This window comes from Natronotalea proteinilytica (assembly GCF_055379935.1).
Genome location: NZ_AP043947.1, coordinates 2,253,039 through 2,269,445 on the forward strand (window position 1 = coordinate 2,253,039; position 16,407 = coordinate 2,269,445).

At 56.9% G+C, this 16,407-nt stretch carries 17 protein-coding genes and 2 tRNA genes; 8 read left to right on the forward strand and 11 right to left on the reverse strand.

All coding sequences use genetic code 11. The annotated features are described in order from the left end of the window. Positions 1 to 153: 153 nt before the first annotated feature. From ACZ5AL_RS08945 to hpf, 3 genes are all read left to right on the forward strand, one after another. Positions 154 to 459 carry a cold-shock protein gene (locus ACZ5AL_RS08945; protein WP_464510028.1) on the forward strand — a complete coding sequence of 102 codons (306 nt, stop codon included), beginning with the start codon at positions 154 to 156 and terminating at the stop codon, positions 457 to 459. 209 nt (positions 460 to 668) lie between these two features. Further along, positions 669 to 1,124: an rRNA maturation RNase YbeY gene (gene ybeY / locus ACZ5AL_RS08950; RefSeq protein WP_464510029.1), complete on the forward strand. Its 456-nt coding sequence runs from the start codon at positions 669 to 671 to the stop codon at positions 1,122 to 1,124. Between the two features lie 162 nt (positions 1,125 to 1,286). Then, a complete protein-coding gene (gene hpf, locus ACZ5AL_RS08955; RefSeq protein ID WP_464510030.1) occupies positions 1,287 to 1,601 on the forward strand; it encodes a ribosome hibernation-promoting factor, HPF/YfiA family in 315 nt (104 codons plus the stop codon). A 104-nt stretch (positions 1,602 to 1,705) separates the two neighbouring features. Here the strand turns inward: hpf and dinB are convergent, their stop codons facing one another. Both dinB and ACZ5AL_RS08965 read right to left on the reverse strand, forming a co-directional pair. After that, on the reverse strand, positions 1,706 to 2,785 hold the full coding sequence (dinB, locus tag ACZ5AL_RS08960; RefSeq protein WP_464510031.1) for a DNA polymerase IV: 1,080 nt from the start codon (positions 2,783 to 2,785) through the stop codon (positions 1,706 to 1,708). Between the two features lie 239 nt (positions 2,786 to 3,024). Next, on the reverse strand, positions 3,025 to 3,813 hold the full coding sequence (locus ACZ5AL_RS08965) for a DUF4097 family beta strand repeat-containing protein (RefSeq protein WP_464510032.1): 789 nt from the start codon (positions 3,811 to 3,813) through the stop codon (positions 3,025 to 3,027). Between the two features lie 207 nt (positions 3,814 to 4,020). Here ACZ5AL_RS08965 and ACZ5AL_RS08970 point away from each other — a divergent pair, with 207 nt between their 5' ends. The 4 genes from ACZ5AL_RS08970 to ACZ5AL_RS08985 all read left to right on the forward strand — a co-directional run bounded on the left by ACZ5AL_RS08970 (position 4,021) and on the right by ACZ5AL_RS08985 (position 8,717). Continuing rightward, positions 4,021 to 4,500 (forward strand): CBS domain-containing protein, encoded by a 480-nt coding sequence (locus ACZ5AL_RS08970; protein WP_464510033.1) that lies wholly within the window; start codon positions 4,021 to 4,023, stop codon positions 4,498 to 4,500. Positions 4,501 to 4,556: 56 nt separating this feature from the next. Then, a complete protein-coding gene (locus ACZ5AL_RS08975) occupies positions 4,557 to 5,315 on the forward strand; it encodes a glucose 1-dehydrogenase (protein ID WP_464510034.1) in 759 nt (252 codons plus the stop codon). A gap of 571 nt (positions 5,316 to 5,886) precedes the next feature. Then, entirely contained in the window at positions 5,887 to 7,296 is a 1,410-nt protein-coding gene (locus ACZ5AL_RS08980) for a PAS domain-containing protein (RefSeq protein ID WP_464510035.1), read from the forward strand. A gap of 968 nt (positions 7,297 to 8,264) precedes the next feature. Then, complete coding sequence (locus tag ACZ5AL_RS08985; RefSeq protein WP_464510036.1) at positions 8,265 to 8,717, forward strand: hypothetical protein; 453 nt, start codon at positions 8,265 to 8,267, stop codon at positions 8,715 to 8,717. Here the strand turns inward: ACZ5AL_RS08985 and ACZ5AL_RS08990 are convergent. The 4 genes from ACZ5AL_RS08990 to ACZ5AL_RS09005 form a co-directional block, all read right to left on the reverse strand. Continuing rightward, positions 8,708 to 9,220 (reverse strand): GAF domain-containing protein, encoded by a 513-nt coding sequence (locus ACZ5AL_RS08990; RefSeq protein ID WP_464510037.1) that lies wholly within the window; start codon positions 9,218 to 9,220, stop codon positions 8,708 to 8,710. The genes ACZ5AL_RS08985 and ACZ5AL_RS08990 overlap by 10 nt on opposite strands. Positions 9,221 to 9,267: 47 nt before the next feature. Beyond that, the gene (locus ACZ5AL_RS08995) at positions 9,268 to 9,612 is read right to left on the reverse strand and encodes a 2Fe-2S iron-sulfur cluster-binding protein (protein WP_464510038.1); all 345 of its coding nucleotides are present in this window, start codon (positions 9,610 to 9,612) and stop codon (positions 9,268 to 9,270) included. Between the two features lie 35 nt (positions 9,613 to 9,647). Next, a complete protein-coding gene (locus tag ACZ5AL_RS09000; protein WP_464510039.1) occupies positions 9,648 to 10,961 on the reverse strand; it encodes a hypothetical protein in 1,314 nt (437 codons plus the stop codon). A gap of 651 nt (positions 10,962 to 11,612) precedes the next feature. Next, positions 11,613 to 12,422: a tetratricopeptide repeat protein gene (locus ACZ5AL_RS09005; protein WP_464510040.1), complete on the reverse strand. Its 810-nt coding sequence runs from the start codon at positions 12,420 to 12,422 to the stop codon at positions 11,613 to 11,615. Between the two features lie 214 nt (positions 12,423 to 12,636). Here ACZ5AL_RS09005 and ACZ5AL_RS09010 point away from each other — a divergent pair. After that, positions 12,637 to 12,722 (forward strand) — tRNA-Leu (locus tag ACZ5AL_RS09010). 208 nt (positions 12,723 to 12,930) lie between these two features. On the opposite strand, the gene ACZ5AL_RS09015 is transcribed toward ACZ5AL_RS09010, so the two are convergent. The 5 genes from ACZ5AL_RS09015 to ACZ5AL_RS09035 form a co-directional block, all read right to left on the reverse strand. Continuing rightward, positions 12,931 to 13,422 carry a DUF2442 domain-containing protein gene (locus tag ACZ5AL_RS09015; RefSeq protein ID WP_464510041.1) on the reverse strand — a complete coding sequence of 164 codons (492 nt, stop codon included), beginning with the start codon at positions 13,420 to 13,422 and terminating at the stop codon, positions 12,931 to 12,933. Positions 13,423 to 13,676: 254 nt separating this feature from the next. After that, a complete protein-coding gene (locus ACZ5AL_RS09020; protein WP_464510042.1) occupies positions 13,677 to 14,750 on the reverse strand; it encodes a mechanosensitive ion channel family protein in 1,074 nt (357 codons plus the stop codon). Between the two features lie 340 nt (positions 14,751 to 15,090). Then, positions 15,091 to 15,435, reverse strand: a complete 345-nt coding sequence (locus tag ACZ5AL_RS09025; protein ID WP_464510043.1) for a DUF5615 family PIN-like protein — start codon at positions 15,433 to 15,435, stop codon at positions 15,091 to 15,093. Then, positions 15,432 to 15,650 (reverse strand): DUF433 domain-containing protein, encoded by a 219-nt coding sequence (locus tag ACZ5AL_RS09030; RefSeq protein ID WP_464510044.1) that lies wholly within the window; start codon positions 15,648 to 15,650, stop codon positions 15,432 to 15,434. Before ACZ5AL_RS09030 ends, ACZ5AL_RS09025 begins: the two co-directional genes overlap by 4 nt. Positions 15,651 to 16,276: 626 nt before the next feature. Continuing rightward, positions 16,277 to 16,361 (reverse strand) — tRNA-Leu (locus ACZ5AL_RS09035). Positions 16,362 to 16,407: the final 46 nt, after the last annotated feature.

A 16,407-nucleotide genomic window follows, 5' to 3' on the forward strand; every position in this document is an offset into this window, starting at 1 on the left:
GCCCCGGAGCACGCGATGTGGGCATGATGCGCGGGCTGTTCATGTTCGCATGATTTCTGCACGATTCGGGGGAATCCATAAATACACATGTTTGTGTGTATAACATATTCTTCTATCGTGCTCGACTAACTGCACCGTTTGCACTCAGTCACTATGAAACAAAGTACAGTTAAGTGGTTCGACGCCAAAAAAGGATACGGGTTTATCAACCATCCTGATGGTGGAGACGATGTGTTTGTCCACTACTCACAGATTGAATCGGACGACGATTTCAAAACCCTGCGCACCGATCAGACTGTTCAGTTTGAGCTGAAGAATGGTCCGAAGGGGCCTCATGCCGAAGTGGTCAAGGCTATTGAAGGGCCCGAGATGCACAGCGATGGAGCCACCTCGGTTGCAGAGGATGAAAGTGCTCCTGCTGAAGCCGATCTTGCTCTTGACGCTTCTGGTCGCCTATAGCGCACTGCTACATGCCGTTCTCTTTGTCGCCATCCCCCTAATGCGACTTATGCGATTTCCCAAACAACCTCCGTAGCGAATCCACAACCCCTGCGCATACGTGCCGTTCTACTGGTGTTTTGGATACCCCGCTTTGGTCGTGGGCTTTGGTCGTGGATTGCTCATTCACGCCAACTCTTTCGTATGCCTTACCTGGTGTTTAGCGCGTTATGATCTCTGTTGAAACTGCTCCGTCGTTGTCAACCGTTCCCGTTGACCCAGACCTGCTAACGTCGTTGCTTCGCGACGTAGTGGATAACGAGTCGGATCGGTCTATTGCGCTTGTTTCGGTGATCTTGGGCCCACACGCATTGGTTCGAGAACTCAACGTGGCATATCTTGACCATGACTACAACACCGATGTGCTTGCGTTTAATCTCAGCGATGGTCCTCACAGCCCACTGGAGGGTGAAGTGTACGTCGATGTTGAGACGGCGCAGGAGCGTCATGACGAATTCGATACGACGGTAGCCCACGAGATTGCGCGCTACGCTGTACATGGCGTTTTGCATCTGCTTGGGCATACCGACAAGACCCCTGAAGGGCAATCTGAAATGCGCACAATTGAAGACCGATATGTGCGGCAGTTTTCAGCACTTACGTCCTCGGGAGAGACGGCTCAGTAGGGGATAAGGAGCACCGGACGAAAACGGTTTTCTGCAACACTTATTCCCGTTGCGCGTGTCGATACCTACCGAAGTCTCTTGGCATCTCCGGCTCGGTTTATGGGGGTGTACAGAGACGCGGTTTCCTGTTCACCTGCTTTCTTGCCTCATTGTGTTGTGCTTATGAACCTTCAACTGACCACCCGCCACGTCACCGTCACCTCGCAGGTGCAAGCTCGTGTCGAAGATCGAATTCGGAAGCTGGAGCGCTACTATGATGGCATTATCAATGCAGAGGTGGTGCTCGGCAAGAACAACAGCCCAGCAGAGGAGAAAACGGTAGAGGCTCGCTTGGATGTCTATCAGAAGCGCCTCACCGCAACGGGCGAAGCCCCCAACCATGAAGACGCTGCCAAGCAATGCGCCGATCAGCTTCGTCGGCAGTTAGAAAAATATAAAGCGCAACTCCGGCGCAAAGACAAAGATGCCCACCGATAGGGGCGTCGCATCATAACGATGTCAGATAACATAATGCCCACAGAGGGGCCGCTCCTCTGTGGGCATTGTGTGTGTGTGATGTGGGTCTCGGGCTAAGACCACCATCATGAAAATGTCAGTTCCAGTTGCATACCAGCGGTTTCCTCAGCCAACAGTGATGAGACCGTCAAACCCAAAAGCCGCAGTGGCTCGGTTGGGGGATGAGGATTCATGAGGAGCCGCTCGGCCCACTGCATAAGCACTTCTGCAGAAGCTACCGGACGCTGAAGCGTGGTCTGCCGCGTCAATACGTCGTGCTGGTATGTTTTCATCTTTAGCGTAACTGTACGTCCCTGACGTCCTGCGTGCCGAAGCCGTTGGGCTACGCGCTCGGCAATCGGTTGAAGGCGGTGCAGCATGGTGCTGGGGTCGGAAGTGGTCGTAGCGAATGTGCGCTCCGCACCAACGGACTTGCGTTCTCGGTTGGGGCGTACTGGGCGTGTGTCATCGCCGTGGGCCATGGCTGCAAACCACCGTCCGCGCTTCCCAAAATGCCGCACCAGATCTCGCTCTGCAATCTGCTGCAGATCGGCACCGGTATGGATATTCATTTCCTTCATGGTCTCTGCGGTTACCGGGCCGACGCCCCGAAACGATTCAATCGGAAGTTGAGCAATGAACGACTGCATCTCGTCGGGGCGCACCACGGTGCACCCATCGGGCTTCTCCCAGTCGGAGGCCACTTTAGCAACAAACTTGTTGGGCGCTACACCCGTCGAAGCCGTCAGGCGGCGTTCGGTGCGAATAGCCTTTCGAATAGCCTGCGCAATGAGCGTTCCAGACGGTGGGCCGTGCTTCGGAGCTGTGACGTCGAGGTACGCCTCATCGAGTGATACCGGTTCGATGAGGTCGGTATAGCGTCGAAGGATTTGACGGATAGCACGGGCCTCGTCCTTGTAAACGTGCATGCGTGGTTGCACGAAGATAAGGTCTGCACATCGACGGGCGGCTTCCACTGAAGGCTGGGCGGAGTGAATTCCATACGGACGCGCTTCGTAGCTTGCTGTCATCACGACACCCCGCGGCGGGCGTCCCCCAACAGCAATGGGTTGGCCCGCGTATCGGTCGGGATGGTCTCGTTGTTCAATAGACGCATAGAATGCGTCCATGTCCAGATGAATGATTTTGCGGGGTGATTCAGGCACAACACAAAGCGTATCGTCCTCCGGATGGGGGCTTCAGAATCGATGTCTCTTCTACAGCCCGTGTAGATCAAGTACGGCCTTTCGACGCCGCTTCGTTCCACTGAAGATGATGACCTACAAAACAAGATGCCCTGGGGAGGACCCTCGGTGCCATTCCTATCCCCCGTGCATGAGCAGCAGTGCGCCTTGCCCGCACTAACCGCTCGGGGTATCCGCTTCGCTCAAGATAACATCATGTACTACCCCTCCCAGGCCTCGCAATCGGGGTAGCGCTCTACCTCGGGCACATCCGCCCCCCCTTCGATGTCCACGTCAACCTGTTCGTGTAGAATAAGACGGCCCTCGACCCGACTCTCGGCGTCAATGTGTAGGGTCGGTGGGCTGGTTATTGATGTGTTGCACATCAGCAGTACCACGTTGCCGCGAACCACCGTGCCCTCGCGTAGCGTGATGGTGCCGTTGCGCGACTCAACAGACTCCCCCACCGTTGTTCCCGTCAGCGTAATGCGTCCGTTGCGCGTTAGTACCGACCCGTCCACTTGGCTGCCTGCTTCCATCTCGATAGCTCCGTTGCGCGTTTCGACCGTCCCTGCAATCGTTGTTGTAGCACCGATTGTGATCGCACCGTTGCGTGCTTGCACCGATCCGTTTACCGTGGTCGCCTCGCCAATACGAATGGCTCCATTGCGCGTAGAGAGGTCTCCTGTCTGGTTCTGCCCCGCGAGTCGAACCGCACCATTTCGGCTTTCAATCGATTCCACTTGCGTGCGCTCGCCAATGCGGATAGCGCCGTTCCTCGTGGAAATAGATTCCGACACTGTGGCGTCATCGCCTATTATAACTGACGCATTCTGCTCATCAATTGGACTAGATACCGTGGCCGAATCGGCAACGGTAACCGAATCGCGCATAAAATCAGCGTTTTCGCACCCGCTCGTGCCCATGAGAAGGGCAGCCGAACTGATGGCCACTACAAACAGCATGGCGTGGGTAGCCCACGTACGTAATTCAAACATTTGAGTAGACATATCAATTCCCTATTGTGTTTGATGCATGCATCAAGAGGACGCCTCCTGCCCCATGAATGTTACACACTGGTTATAACGATCGTATGCGCGTTTGCCCCACAGGCGATGCGGGGAATTACCTGATACGCTAAAGGCGCATCGTCAACTACATTGGAGGAGGTATCAACAATGATTGTTTTTCTTTATCCATTCCTTGCATACCCACTTATGAAGTACACTCAGGCGAAGGATCTCATGACGCGTGACGTGCACACCGTACAGGCCGATCGGGCATTGCATGAACTGGCCGATTTTTTCCTGACACACGGCATTACGGGCGCTCCCGTCGTAGACGAGGACGATCAGTTGGTTGGTGTAGTATCGATGACCGATCTTGCCGCCCACCAAAATGCAGCAAACGGGCATGGCGTGCCCGAAGGACGCGCCCACGATGTGTATCAATCTGAACTGGTTGGGCAATACGCGACCGAGGAAATCGAGGCGCTGCGTGTCAGCGAAACGACCACGGCGACCGTGCGCGACATCATGACCCCCGAAGTCTATGACGTGAACCCGCACACGTCGGTCCAGCAGGTGGCTAGCATTATGCTGCGTAGTGACCTCCACCGGCTTTTCGTAACACGAGACAGCCACGTTGAAGGCATCATTACTGCAACCGATATGCTCAAGGTGGTGCAAGATCTGTAAAGCGTCGCCAGAGTGGGGGTACCTTCACTTTTTCTCTAAACCAACGAAACTAAATTATGGGACGTGTATCTGATGCGGTCGCTATTGTAACGGGCGGTGCGGTCGGAATTGGCCGCGCCATTGCCAAGCACTTGGCGGCTGAAGGGGCCCATGTGGCCGTTACCGATATTAATGAAGAGGAGGGCGCTGCTACCGTAGCCGCTATCGAAAAAGAGGGCGGATCGGCGATGTTTTGTCAGCACGACGTAACCCAGGAAGACGACTGGATACGCGTTGTGGATGCCGTCACCGAGGCGTTTGGCTCGCCTACCGTGCTGGTCAACAATGCCGGAATCTATCTCATTAAGCCGCTCGAAGAAACAACCGTAGAGGAGTGGCGCAACCTTATGGACATTAACGTAACCGGGGTGTTTTTGGGAATGAAGCATGTGGTGCCCGCCATGAAAAAACTTGAGGGCACCCGTTCTATCATTAACCTGTCTTCGGTAGCCGGCCTCATTGGAACGGCTGGCCATACATGCTACGGTGCAAGCAAAGGAGCGGTGCGCACGATGACAAAGGATGCGGCTATTGAGCTTGCCGATGCAGGGATCCGGGTAAACTCGGTGCACCCAGCATACGTGGATACTGGCATGGCCGACTATGGCGCTAAGATGGCGCAGGCCACCAAAGAAGAGCTGGATGCGATGCATCCCATTGGATTTATGGGGCAGCCCGACGACGTAGCCTATGCGGTTACGTATCTGGCCTCTCATGAGTCGCGATTCGTAACCGGCGCTGAACTCGTCCTCGATGGCGGATTCACCGCCCAGTAGTACGGTTGGACAGAGTCAACAATTTTTGCCGGACTGTGAGGCGACGTAGCGCGGTTGCACGCGTTTCGTCGGGTGCACAGTCCGGTTTTTTCGTATCTATACAAATACTCCATACAAATGCACACGGTACCCGGTAGTGATTGAGTTGGAGGTGAACACGCCCGCTCTTCAAAGTGGAAGGATTGCAACGCCGACCGCTCACACTCGGAATCCCTCCGTACGTGCTGGATTTCTCTTCAGAAGAAGTGTGTTCAGCCTGCAATTAGAAACCGTCTGCGATAAGCATGTGGTCCTATGAGTCAATGGAGCAAATCGCGGATGCGTTGTGGCGGGCAGCCTGTTTGCCTTGTTCGCGATTTGATGTACGCCCTGCGCTGAACACGGATACACGCCGGTGTGAGGGTGTTGTACAAAGAAGTTTACATCTGAGCGCTACACTCTTGCGCTTTTTTGATTATCATACATGATTCCCACCTTTGTGGTTGTGCTAGCAACAGCAGCCCGCCTTTTTTCTTTTTATTGCCCGGCCTTTACGCGCATGCATACATCACCCAATGGTCCCTCTGGGCGCTTGGCCGATTCCACGGCAGGAATGGCTCTTTGCTCAACCACCGCGGCTTCGCACCTACCCCTCCCCGATGTGTCTATCGAGACCGACTCCAACGAAAACAACAATACCGCCTCCCTCTTTTTAGATACAAACCTGCGCCTCACGCGCTATACCGACGAGGGGCCCAATGTGCTCAATGCTCCGCCTACCGCGCTACAGCACATATGGACCGATTGGGTCCCGGTAGGATGTAGCACCACGCTTCTTGCTGAGGTGCAAAAGACGCTCTCTTCGGCAATTCAGTGTCACCGTGTCGTGCATGCTAACGATACGTGGTATGGCGTTCGTGTAGCGCCGCATCACACCGAAAGTAATGATATTGCAGGTGTCGTGCTTACCTTTTCCACGCTTTCAGCTCCTGCTTCCACCACCGATGCCTCCATCATCCCGTCGTCGGCGGTAATCAATGCGTTGGATCTGCCGGTTGTGGTTCTCAACTCGACCGGTGAGGTACAACGCGTGAACGCTGCCTACAACGCATTCACTGGGTACACCGCCGATAGCCAAGTGGGGCAGCCTGTTGCATCGCTTGTGGCGGCCTCCGACCAGCCCCGTTTGGCCGAGCGTATACAGAATGTGATGTCTGAATCCTGTGCCTCTACCGTTCTTTCGCTTCGCTGGCGTACGTCGGAGGGCGACGATCGAGATATGGAAAGCCGATGCGTTCCGTTGAAAGACACCCGTGGTGTTATTCACGGAGTGCTTCTGATGGGCCTATTTTCGCCGGTGCTCGACCCAGCTCGCCATATGATGTCCGAGAATGCAGCAGCCCGTCATCACGTAGGCGAGGAGCTGCACGAGTCGTTGGGTATGGGACTGGCTGCTGCCGCCATGAAAATGCAAAACTTACGTGCGGCGGTAGCGCGGGGCGAGACGATTCGTCCCGAGGCGCTCGACGCGCTTACGGAGCAGATGCGCGCCAGTGCGCAACAGGCTCGACAGCTATCGCAGCGGCTGATGCCGGTATCGCTACAACAGAACCGATTGGGCGAGGCGCTCGACGACCTGGCTCGCGAAGTGGAAGACCAAACCGGCATTGTGTGTATTGTGAGGCGCCCAGACCGGCTGCCCGCACGTCCCAGTGCGACGTGGACGCTGCAAGTCTATCATATTGCTCGCGAAGCCATCGAACTGGCTCAACAGCACGGCGCGCCGCGGTGTATTCGTCTTACAATAGAGGCACCGCCGCACAGATTGGTGCTCCGCGTCCAATACGACAACCCAACAATCGAATCCCCCATAGACGCCGACACCAAGCTGGTGCGTGATGTGATGCGCTATCGGGCCCGTGTGCTTGGGGCCACCTGCTCAACCTCTCATACGGATACAACTACTGTACTGACGTGCAACATCCCGTACGCATCAGCATAGTGCTGTGTCACACCTGAATGTTAGGTTCCGAAATTGTCATCGCGAGGAGGGAGCTTGCGACCGACGTGGCGCTGTGAGCGCTAGCGAACGAGTACTCCTGGGGTGCGATCTCATGCCGTTGATTGGGCGGCTGCATCCAGTCTGACAGCAATGAGATTGCACCCCAGGAGCACTTCCTCCCTGCGGTCGGGGCGCTTCGCTCCGCTCGCAATGACAAGGGTGTGGGTTATTCTCGGTACGTTAGGTGACCATGCGTTACCCAAAGATTGATCTGTGACAGAGCAATAAGTGACCTCAACAATGGTTTTAGGGATTGCCGGGTGGATTCCCCTCCATCCTAGCCTTCCTCCCCGAGGAGGAAGGAACCGTGGAAGGGGTTCCTCAAGTCCCCCTCAGAGGAGGGGGATTTAGGGGGAGGGATTCCGTAGAGCCAGATAGATCAATCACTTATGTGAAGCGTGGTGCCGTGCAAATGAGAGCGTGTATTAAGAATGTCCGGGTGTACATGATGCCGCTTTGAAACGCACAAAACCCCAACTTCGTGCCTGTCTTTACTTAGTGCTCTGTCACACCTGAATGTTATGGCGGGAGGACCGTGTCAAGCTCTACACCTGTCATGGTACGTCTCCTAACCGCAAGGAAGGCGTACGTTCAGGGGAAGGTCTCGTAACGTCACAGCGTGCTGTGACGCCTCCAGGGCTGTTCGGTGCTCATCAGGCGCTGTACGATCGAGCGGCCCTGCCCAGTTCGTGGGAGATCTTTGTCGCTACGCTCGTCGCGACGGACGAATGGACGCTCTGCGTCCAACGTGCCAATCCGACGCAACGAACCAGGTAGCAGAGATTGGGGACTGGCAGGCATGTCGACACGAGATCGAAGAATCTCCCTGCAATCGGCCTGCCCGCAAACGTTCTAGTCCATCCAGCGTATGAGCAACGCTCGTATCGTATGCGGTACGGGCGTTTGCTTTGCTGTCATCAACCGGTGTTCGTGCTGTGCTGCAACGCCTCTCTGAATGGAAATCGCTGTTTGTGGGCCTTACAGCCGTGCTGCTGGTCGGTCTCATCCTCTCACGCGTGCTTCAGCCCGATAGCACAACCAGCGGCGAACCGTCGGTAACAGTAGATGCCACCGAGGCGAACGAGCATGTGGGCACCCACGCCGAAGTGTGCGGATCCGTCACCAATACCTCATACCAGGAACGCATCGGCGGGTCGCCTACCTTCATCAATATGGGCGGCAGCTACCCCGATCAGCCGTTTACCACCGTCATCTGGGGCGACAACCGGCACCTGTGGCCCGAAGCGCCCGAGCGGATGTACCGCAACGCCGATATTTGCGTGCGCGGCATCATACGCATGCACGAGGGCACGCCCCAGATCGAAGTGGGGCGCCCCCAGCAAGTATCGGTCTATCGCTGAGCCGTATCGGCGAACTGCGTGCCCAGGCGCTCGCACAGCCGCTCCAGCATCTCCTGATCGACATGCGTAAACGCATCCAGCGTGTCAGAATCTATATCCAGCACCGCCAGCAGCGTATCGTCGGGCGTTAAGACGGGCACCACCACCTCCGAGCGCGTTGAGGACGAGCAGGCGATGTGATCTTCGGCTTCCTCCACATCCGGCACGAACTGCGTTTCGCGGGTGCGTGCTGCGGCCCCGCATACCCCGCGATCAAACGGGATGCGCAGGCAGCCGTGCGTGCCCTGATACGGACCCACCACAAGCAGATCGTCGGAGACCGCACGATAGAAGCCCGTCCAGTCGTAATAGTCGAACGTGTGGTGCAACTCGCACGCCACCGTCGCCATCGCCGCGATCCAGTCGGTTTCGCCGTCGAGCAGGGCCTCGATGCGGTCGAACACATCGGTGTACGCGGCTAGGCGAATTTGCGAGTCGGGGGGAGCCACCGAAGGATTGGTCATGGTAAGCACATCACAAAAAGAGAAACATAAGCGCATGATCTATACCGCTACCCCGTCGCCGCGTTCGGATCGCGACGCCCCCAGATGCGCTTGTCGGGCAGCAGCCGAACCGTTAGCGGACGGTCCACCACGATCTGGCACGACAGTCGCGGATATCCGTACCGCGCTGCCAGTTGGTCGTGCCAATGCGTGGGCGGCATCGCGTCTTCGATCCACACCCCACACGTCGCACACAGCCCGCGCCCCCCGCAGTTGGCGTACTGCGTGATTGCGGTGTAGGGCGACAGATCGTGCTGCAGCAACGCCTCACGCAGATTCGTGCCCGGCGCCACATGCAGCGTGTGCCAGACCGATCCGTCGTGCACGCGAACCGGATACGATGCGTCAGTCATAGGCTGTCGGCGGGGTGTAGACAGAACGGGTGCAGTTAGAACCGCAAGGCGACCTGAATATTGTTCACATAGTTGTACGTTTCGCCGGGGACGCGCCCCTCTTCACGTCCGTAGAACGCATAATCCACATGAATATGCCCCATGCGCAGCCCCGCGCCAAACGTCACATAGCCCTGATTGAGACCCACCCGTCCAATCAAAATATCGTACTGCGCTTGCGCACCCAGGTGAAGCTGAGCCGGAAACACCTGCTTGAAGGCGGGCTGGCGGTATCCCTGATAATCGAGCGCCACCGCCAGATTGTCAAGCGGCCCGAGCGCATCGAGCGTGTACGCTGCCCCCACCCGATACGAAGGATGAAGGTCAAAACGATCGGCCTCGGGGAGCGTGTCGGGCACCTCCAGATTGCCCTGCGCCACGTACGGCGTTTGATCGGGCAGCAGACTGCTTAACACGGGCAGCGGGGGCGCCTCGTCATGGAGCGTATAGGAGAACCTGGAGGTCAGCATATCAAAGGCAGCCCCCGCCACCGTGACGGTTCCGGGCCCCTCGTACCAGGGTATCGTATAATGCAGACCAACATCCAGTCCGACCGCATGGGCGGCCCAAACCGGGCTTTGCTGCTGATCGATGCTAAAGATGAAGGCTCGGTCGATCATTGGACTGGCCCCGGTGAGCGGGACGTTCTCGCCGTCGGGGAGCTGGCCAACCGGCGCGTTGATGTGGCTCAGGTAGCGCTGCGTGAACTTGGTGGTGAGCCCCACCGACAGCCCATCGACCCATCGTGAGGCGTCGTATCCCACCGCCGTAAGCAGCAGCACATCGGCGCGACTGTGCACATCGATGCTCGGAAACCCGGCCCCGCCCGATCCAAAGCGCTGGTCGACAGCCGAGTGCACGAACGCCCCGGCGCTCACGCCAAACGGTCCCTGCCGGTAGATGAACGACGGCAGCGCCAGCGAGATATCCGCCATCGACGGGCGCGGCCCCACGATCTGCGTGGAGTCGCGGATGGTGCGCCAGTTGTCGAGGTTCGTTCCAGGACGCTGAATCTGCTGACGGTTGATGGGTCCCCGCAGCAGCCGTAGTTGGTCGGCCAGGTGTCCGCTGCCGCCGCCGTGAAACTGAAACGCGGTGATGCGTGTGGGGAGTTCGGCCAGATGGGCGGGGTTGTAGAAGAGCGGACGCGCTTCGCCGGGAAGCGCCGCTACGGCATCGCCCCGACCCAGCACTTCGATGGAGGGCACGTAGCCCCGCTGCGTTTGAAACGCATGCTGTGCGGCGGCAGGCATCGCATCCACCAGCATCCAGAGCGTACACACCGTTGCAATCCAGAAAAGGCGTTTCATGGGAAGCGGGGTCTTGGACAAAACAAGAGCGGACAGCGGTTTAGCGGTAAGTCATCGTCACGTAGCACACATTATCAAAGTCTGCTGAACCCCTCTGTCTTCGAGCTTCGCCGCAGGCGTGATCCTGTGGACATCTCCCCCTTGGACAAGGCTAGGTCCTTGCACATAACTTTTTCTTCGCTATGTTGTTTATTTAACGTTGGTTTCCTCCACCGCCTGTTCAATGAGAGACTGTTGGATCCTACAATTGGATCCTACAACAAGAACCCATCTGGGCGTCTTCTCGGATGAATAGTCGGGGGAATGGATCCTGAATCAAGTTCAGGATGACGTGTCGGGGGGACGGTGCTGGAAGACGAAAGCTCCCTTTCAACCCAAATGCCCCCCTTCCGAACGTCATCCAGATCCTGAATCGAGTTCAGGACAGGCAAGCGAGCCTGCGAACGCGATCCAGGATCCAGAACAGGCATCGGCCGCACGAGGTCCCGCGGGCGCCGTCCCTCGTTCTGGCCAATCCGTTGATGATCCCGTCAACAACAGTCAACAACAGTCAACAACAAGCCCAGATTGCAACCCGTGATCAACGATTATCACCATCTCGAGTTGTGTGCATAGACTAGTTGGACAAGGGGGAGAAACCCGGAGGGCGAGTTACGGAGAGCAGCTGGCGGCGTCAGTAAGCAGCTGCCGGGCCTCATCCAGCTCACTGACGGCATCAGCAAAGAACGCCCCCTGCGTGTAGGGCACCATCTGCGCGTGGGCGGTCTCCCAGTAGTCAGCGGCCTCGCAAACGCGCGGGATGAGTTGCTGTAGCGTCGCCGAGCTATTGGTGCAGATGCGCAGGCCGTTCGACTCGGTGCGCGCGAGGGTGCCGTTCAGGCGATGCGTTTCGTTGTAGAACTGCAGGGCGCCCTTCATGGCGGTGGCCGCGCCCACAATGCGTGCTGTGCGGTTTTCCTCGGGCTGGATGTCGTCGACCAGCCCATGCGCGCGGCGCACCACATCGGGGCGACGGTCGATCGGAGCGAAGGCATCCGCCGTGCGAAACGCAAGCGGTTCATCGGCAGCCTCTGGCGCGCCGGGCGTGCAGGCGGAAGATGAAGACGCCGGGCTGGCACTCTGCTCTGCATCGTCCTCGTCATCGCTGCCCGTCAGAAACGTGCTGACCGCATACATCGTGAGCAGGTCCAGGTCGTGATGCTCCAGCAGCGCGTTAGCCAGCTCCAGGCGGACGGCGGTTTGCTCGGGGGCTTCCTCGTAGGCGCGCTCCATGAGATCAACGGCCTCTCCGGTGCGACCATCCGCGAGGGCGGCTTGCGCATCTTGAATGAGCGCCTCCGTATCGGTACCCGGATCGCTGTTGAGTCCATCGAACACATTGCAGCCGCTGCTAAGCAGCACAACCAATGCGGCGCATCCGATTGGAAGTGCCCCGCGCAGTGCAGAAAAAGGCGACATCATGAAAAGAGGTGATAGGCAGAAACAGTCAGCATTGCTTTTCACGATACGCACTGGCAGGGTGGGCATCAACGCGAGGCGCATCAAAAGGATCGATCGTGTGGAAACTGCATTGATCTTCACGGAGCAACGGACGTCCGAAACCCCATCGGATGCGGTTGGTATCGGGACACGGCGTTTCAGGTTTGTCACCTGAACGATTTGGAGTGCACCCCGAGCCCGAGTGGCGGAATTGGTAGACGCAACGGACTTAAAATCCGTTGACGCTTGTGCGTCGTGTGGGTTCGAGTCCCACCTCGGGTACAGACAAAAGCATGCTTCAGCGCCTCTGACGCCCATTTACCGGGATTGTCAGGGGCGTTCTTCTTTCTTCCCACATCGCATAATCTCGAACGAACCGGAGCCCGTTGCACGTTTGCGGGGAAAATGTGGGGAAGCGGTCTTGCTCGCCCGAGAGAACTCACGCTGAGCCACACCTGCACATTGCGAGCATCTCTTCTGCACTGTGATGCTAATTGGCAACCTGTTCAGGAGCCGCATTAGTAGACCCCGCAATTCGGTCCAGTAGCCGACGGGCCATCCGAGATGGCTTTTGCTTGCCCGTTTCCCAATCGGATACGGTGGCCTGACGAACGCCCATCCGCTTGGCAAATGCGGATTGCGAGAGATTGAGACGGTTCCGCAGCGTTTTGATGCGAGGGGCCGACCAGTCGCCAGGCGTATGAGGCGCAGGAACCGTACCTGGTCGCGGAGCCGGTGTGCCGCGTAGTGCGCCACGAGCACTTAGGTCTTCGTCTACATCGGGCCAATGCACGCCGTAGCCACTGGGACTGATTTCAAAGTTCTGGCGCTCTTCAGGGGTAGCCTCTTGAAGCCGCCAACTCCACGAAAGCGGTATGCTCACCACCCGGCCATCCACAAGTTCGAACGTGATACGGCCTTCGGTGTCGTTGGCCGGGTTGACCACACGTACATCTCGAATTCGTTCGGAGGCATCAGGCATCGGTTCATTGCAATCAGAACTGTAGAAATGAAATCGATATGGACCTTCGCGAAAGGCAGTGGGCATCGCAGCATGATGGAAGATAGGTCTATCCCCCAAAGGATATGCTCGTATGGTGGTACTGTTTATGCGGTTCCGTATAGATGTTGCATGCACGCACGAAAACGCCCCCACCAGGCAGTTTGCATCCAGTGAGGGCAGAGGCAGAGCAGCAAGGAGCGAATCAGGTCATTCAGGCAACGCTGTACACATAGCTACTTTGACACTGCAGATCCGTCGGAAAGAAGAGACGCATTCTGTGCGGAAGGCGCAAAATGAAGCGTGCGCTGCGGAAATGGAATCGTGATGCCAGCCTCCGCAAACCGCGCCAGCGCCTGGCGGTACACCGAGTTGCGCACCGAGCGCTTGCCGCGCGGGCGGTCGATCCAGACCAGAATCTGCAGCACGGTCGCGTTGTCACCCAGCGCAGCCACGTTCACCTCGGGCGGTGGATCGTCGTGAATACGATCGGAGCTGCAGAGAATCTCCTGCAAGATGGCAGTGGCCCGGTCCAGGTCTGCATCGTAGGCAATGCCGATCGTCATCTCAATCCGCGTCGTCTGCTCGGGCAGCATATGGTTGATGATGACCTCCTTGCCGAGCACATCATTCGGGATCAGCACAATCTCGTTGTCGCGCGTGCGGATGACCGTCTTGTGCAGGTTAATCTCCAGCACATCCCCAATGTAGTCGCCCACCTGGATGCGATCGCCCACGCGAAAGTTGCGGTCGGCGGTGAGCGTAACGCCTGCCAGCACGTTCGAGAGCACTGTACGAGCCGCCAGCGCCACCGCCAGTCCCACAATACCAAGCGAGGCGATGAACGCCGTGATCTCAATGCCAATCTCACGAAAGGCGATAAGAATACCGCCCGTCCAGATCAGGTAGACGGCTGTAAGGTCAAGCAGTCGAACCACGCGCTCGTCTACATCGGTATCGGTGCGCTCGGCCATCGGTAGACCGTACTCCCGCACGATGGCCTTCACCAGGCTGGCAAAGATCCACGTTCCGGTAATGACGAGCAGCGCGTTCTGGGCGCCGCTCCACGCTCCGAATTGGGCCTGCACCTCCGGAATCCGGAAGAGCGCGTAGTTCACCGACCCCAGCGCCAGCAGCACGCTAAGCGGACGCGCGATGATGCGGAGAACAAGACCGTCGATCTGATAACGGCTGCGGTCGGCCAGCGTAGCGAGCCAGCGAAAGAGCCGGTACAGCAGAAAAGCGCTCGTGAATCCGGCCGCAACCAGCCCAAGCGACATCAGGAGGGTGTTAACAGCAATGCCGTTCATCGGCGGCCAACGTTAGGTAAGAGAGTAGATGTACGGTGCAAACCGCCCCTTGTGACCACTGTCACCGGTTTTCCGCTGTACGCCAGTAAGAGCCTGTCTGGGTTTGAGGTGGACGCCGGGAGTGAGTTTCGGGTTTCTGGGCTGTTTAGCGTGATTCAGTCGGAGGGTGAGGATAGCCGGGGACGCACGCGGTCCCCGGGCGATCATTAAAGCCTGCTAAGCAGGTACTCCACGAGAGAGAGGTCCACAAGTCCACGTCCGCGGCGAAGCGCAGAGACAGAGGGGACAAAGCGGACTGGCGATGATATAACGCAGCTATCAATCACGGACCATTGAACCGCTACGAAATATTGAACCTATCAGATTTCACTATCACCGGTCCTTTTTCGTGCGCTTCTTCTTCCAACGCATCAACGAGATAGGAAATGCAGTCTATCAGATTGGGAAGAACGGCTGGTTTAATGGACAAAATCATTATCCGGATGTCCCAACGCTGTAGATTTTGCTGTTCGGGAAACCCTCTGTCGAGTGTCACAAAAGCATCAAACTCTGATTCAGCTTGTTTCAAAAGCTCCGTGTCATCAAGATCATGCCATCCCCGATAGGATGCGGTCTCAACTGTGTAATCGTCTGGGAATTCGTGCCGGAGTCGCTGTGGAATGCAGTGGTCCAGCAGAACGTTCATGCGTGCACTGTTGTATCGTAATCATTGTTTTTTATTTGATTGTACACATCCCTGACGATTTCAATATCAAGATTGTAGGTTTCCGCAAAGTAGTCAAGGCTATGGCCTGACTCTATATAATCGTTGATCAGGCTTATAGGAATTCTCGTACCCCGAAATACGGGAGCTCCTCCACACTTTTCTGGCCTTGTCTCAATGTGGCTGTTGTAAGGCATGGCATGTCGGTAACTGTGGCGAAGACTGCATTAAAGCGCTATCTTATTAACAATAGAGCTATCCAAAGTTCAATAGTTTCTTCTATAGGCTCCCGATTTCAAAAACCGAATTTTTAAAAGTTGACTTTCAGAATATCGTCTTTGAACTGTGTCCGCATCGCACCTACGGGTGCCTCTGCGCCATACGAAGAGCCGTAGCGCTGTGAGCGGTAGCGAACGAATACTCCTCCCTGCGGTCGGGGTGCTTCGCTCTGCTCGCAATGACAAGGGTGTGAGTTATTCACGGTACGGTAGGGGGCACATGCATTACCCGAAGATTGACCTGTGACAGATGTAATAGTGCTCGTACGTGTTTAGCGGCGTGTAACCCAGGATCAGAAGCGAAGTGGATATCCCGCGATCATTAAAGGTACTCCACGAGAGAGAGGTCCACAAGTCCACGTCCGCGGCGAAGCTCAGAGACAGAGGGGCGAGGCGGACTGCGATGATGGAAACCACGTATCAATCACGGACTATTGAACTGCTGCCTCCCAACATTCAGGTGGTGGCAGTGCACGATCGCCCAAAACAAAAACGCCCCGCTGCAGGTCGATGCAACAGGGCGCGTTCATCAAGTATCAAGTCAGTGCCCAAGAGAGGACTCGAACCTCCACGGCCGTAAAGGCCACTAGCTCCTGAAGCTAGCGCGTCTACCAATTCCGCCACTTGGGCAAGATGTACCACACATCAGGCGGTTTTGCTGATGCGCACTCTCATA

Coding starts and splice junctions, on each gene's coding strand:
- ACZ5AL_RS08965 (WP_464510032.1), bottom strand. CDS start 3,813: ATGTCTACTCAAATGTTTGAATTACGTACGTGGGCTACCCACGCCATG.
- ACZ5AL_RS08970 (WP_464510033.1), top strand. CDS start 4,021: ATGAAGTACACTCAGGCGAAGGATCTCATGACGCGTGACGTGCACACC.
- ACZ5AL_RS09020 (WP_464510042.1), bottom strand. CDS start 14,750: ATGAACGGCATTGCTGTTAACACCCTCCTGATGTCGCTTGGGCTGGTT.
- ACZ5AL_RS08975 (WP_464510034.1), top strand. CDS start 4,557: ATGGGACGTGTATCTGATGCGGTCGCTATTGTAACGGGCGGTGCGGTC.
- ACZ5AL_RS09000 (WP_464510039.1), bottom strand. CDS start 10,961: ATGAAACGCCTTTTCTGGATTGCAACGGTGTGTACGCTCTGGATGCTG.
- hpf (WP_464510030.1), top strand. CDS start 1,287: ATGAACCTTCAACTGACCACCCGCCACGTCACCGTCACCTCGCAGGTG.
- ACZ5AL_RS09025 (WP_464510043.1), bottom strand. CDS start 15,435: ATGAACGTTCTGCTGGACCACTGCATTCCACAGCGACTCCGGCACGAA.
- ACZ5AL_RS09015 (WP_464510041.1), bottom strand. CDS start 13,422: ATGCCTGATGCCTCCGAACGAATTCGAGATGTACGTGTGGTCAACCCG.
- ACZ5AL_RS08990 (WP_464510037.1), bottom strand. CDS start 9,220: ATGACCAATCCTTCGGTGGCTCCCCCCGACTCGCAAATTCGCCTAGCC.
- ACZ5AL_RS08995 (WP_464510038.1), bottom strand. CDS start 9,612: ATGACTGACGCATCGTATCCGGTTCGCGTGCACGACGGATCGGTCTGG.
- ACZ5AL_RS09030 (WP_464510044.1), bottom strand. CDS start 15,650: ATGCCTTACAACAGCCACATTGAGACAAGGCCAGAAAAGTGTGGAGGA.
- ybeY (WP_464510029.1), top strand. CDS start 669: ATGATCTCTGTTGAAACTGCTCCGTCGTTGTCAACCGTTCCCGTTGAC.
- ACZ5AL_RS08945 (WP_464510028.1), top strand. CDS start 154: ATGAAACAAAGTACAGTTAAGTGGTTCGACGCCAAAAAAGGATACGGG.
- ACZ5AL_RS09005 (WP_464510040.1), bottom strand. CDS start 12,422: ATGATGTCGCCTTTTTCTGCACTGCGCGGGGCACTTCCAATCGGATGC.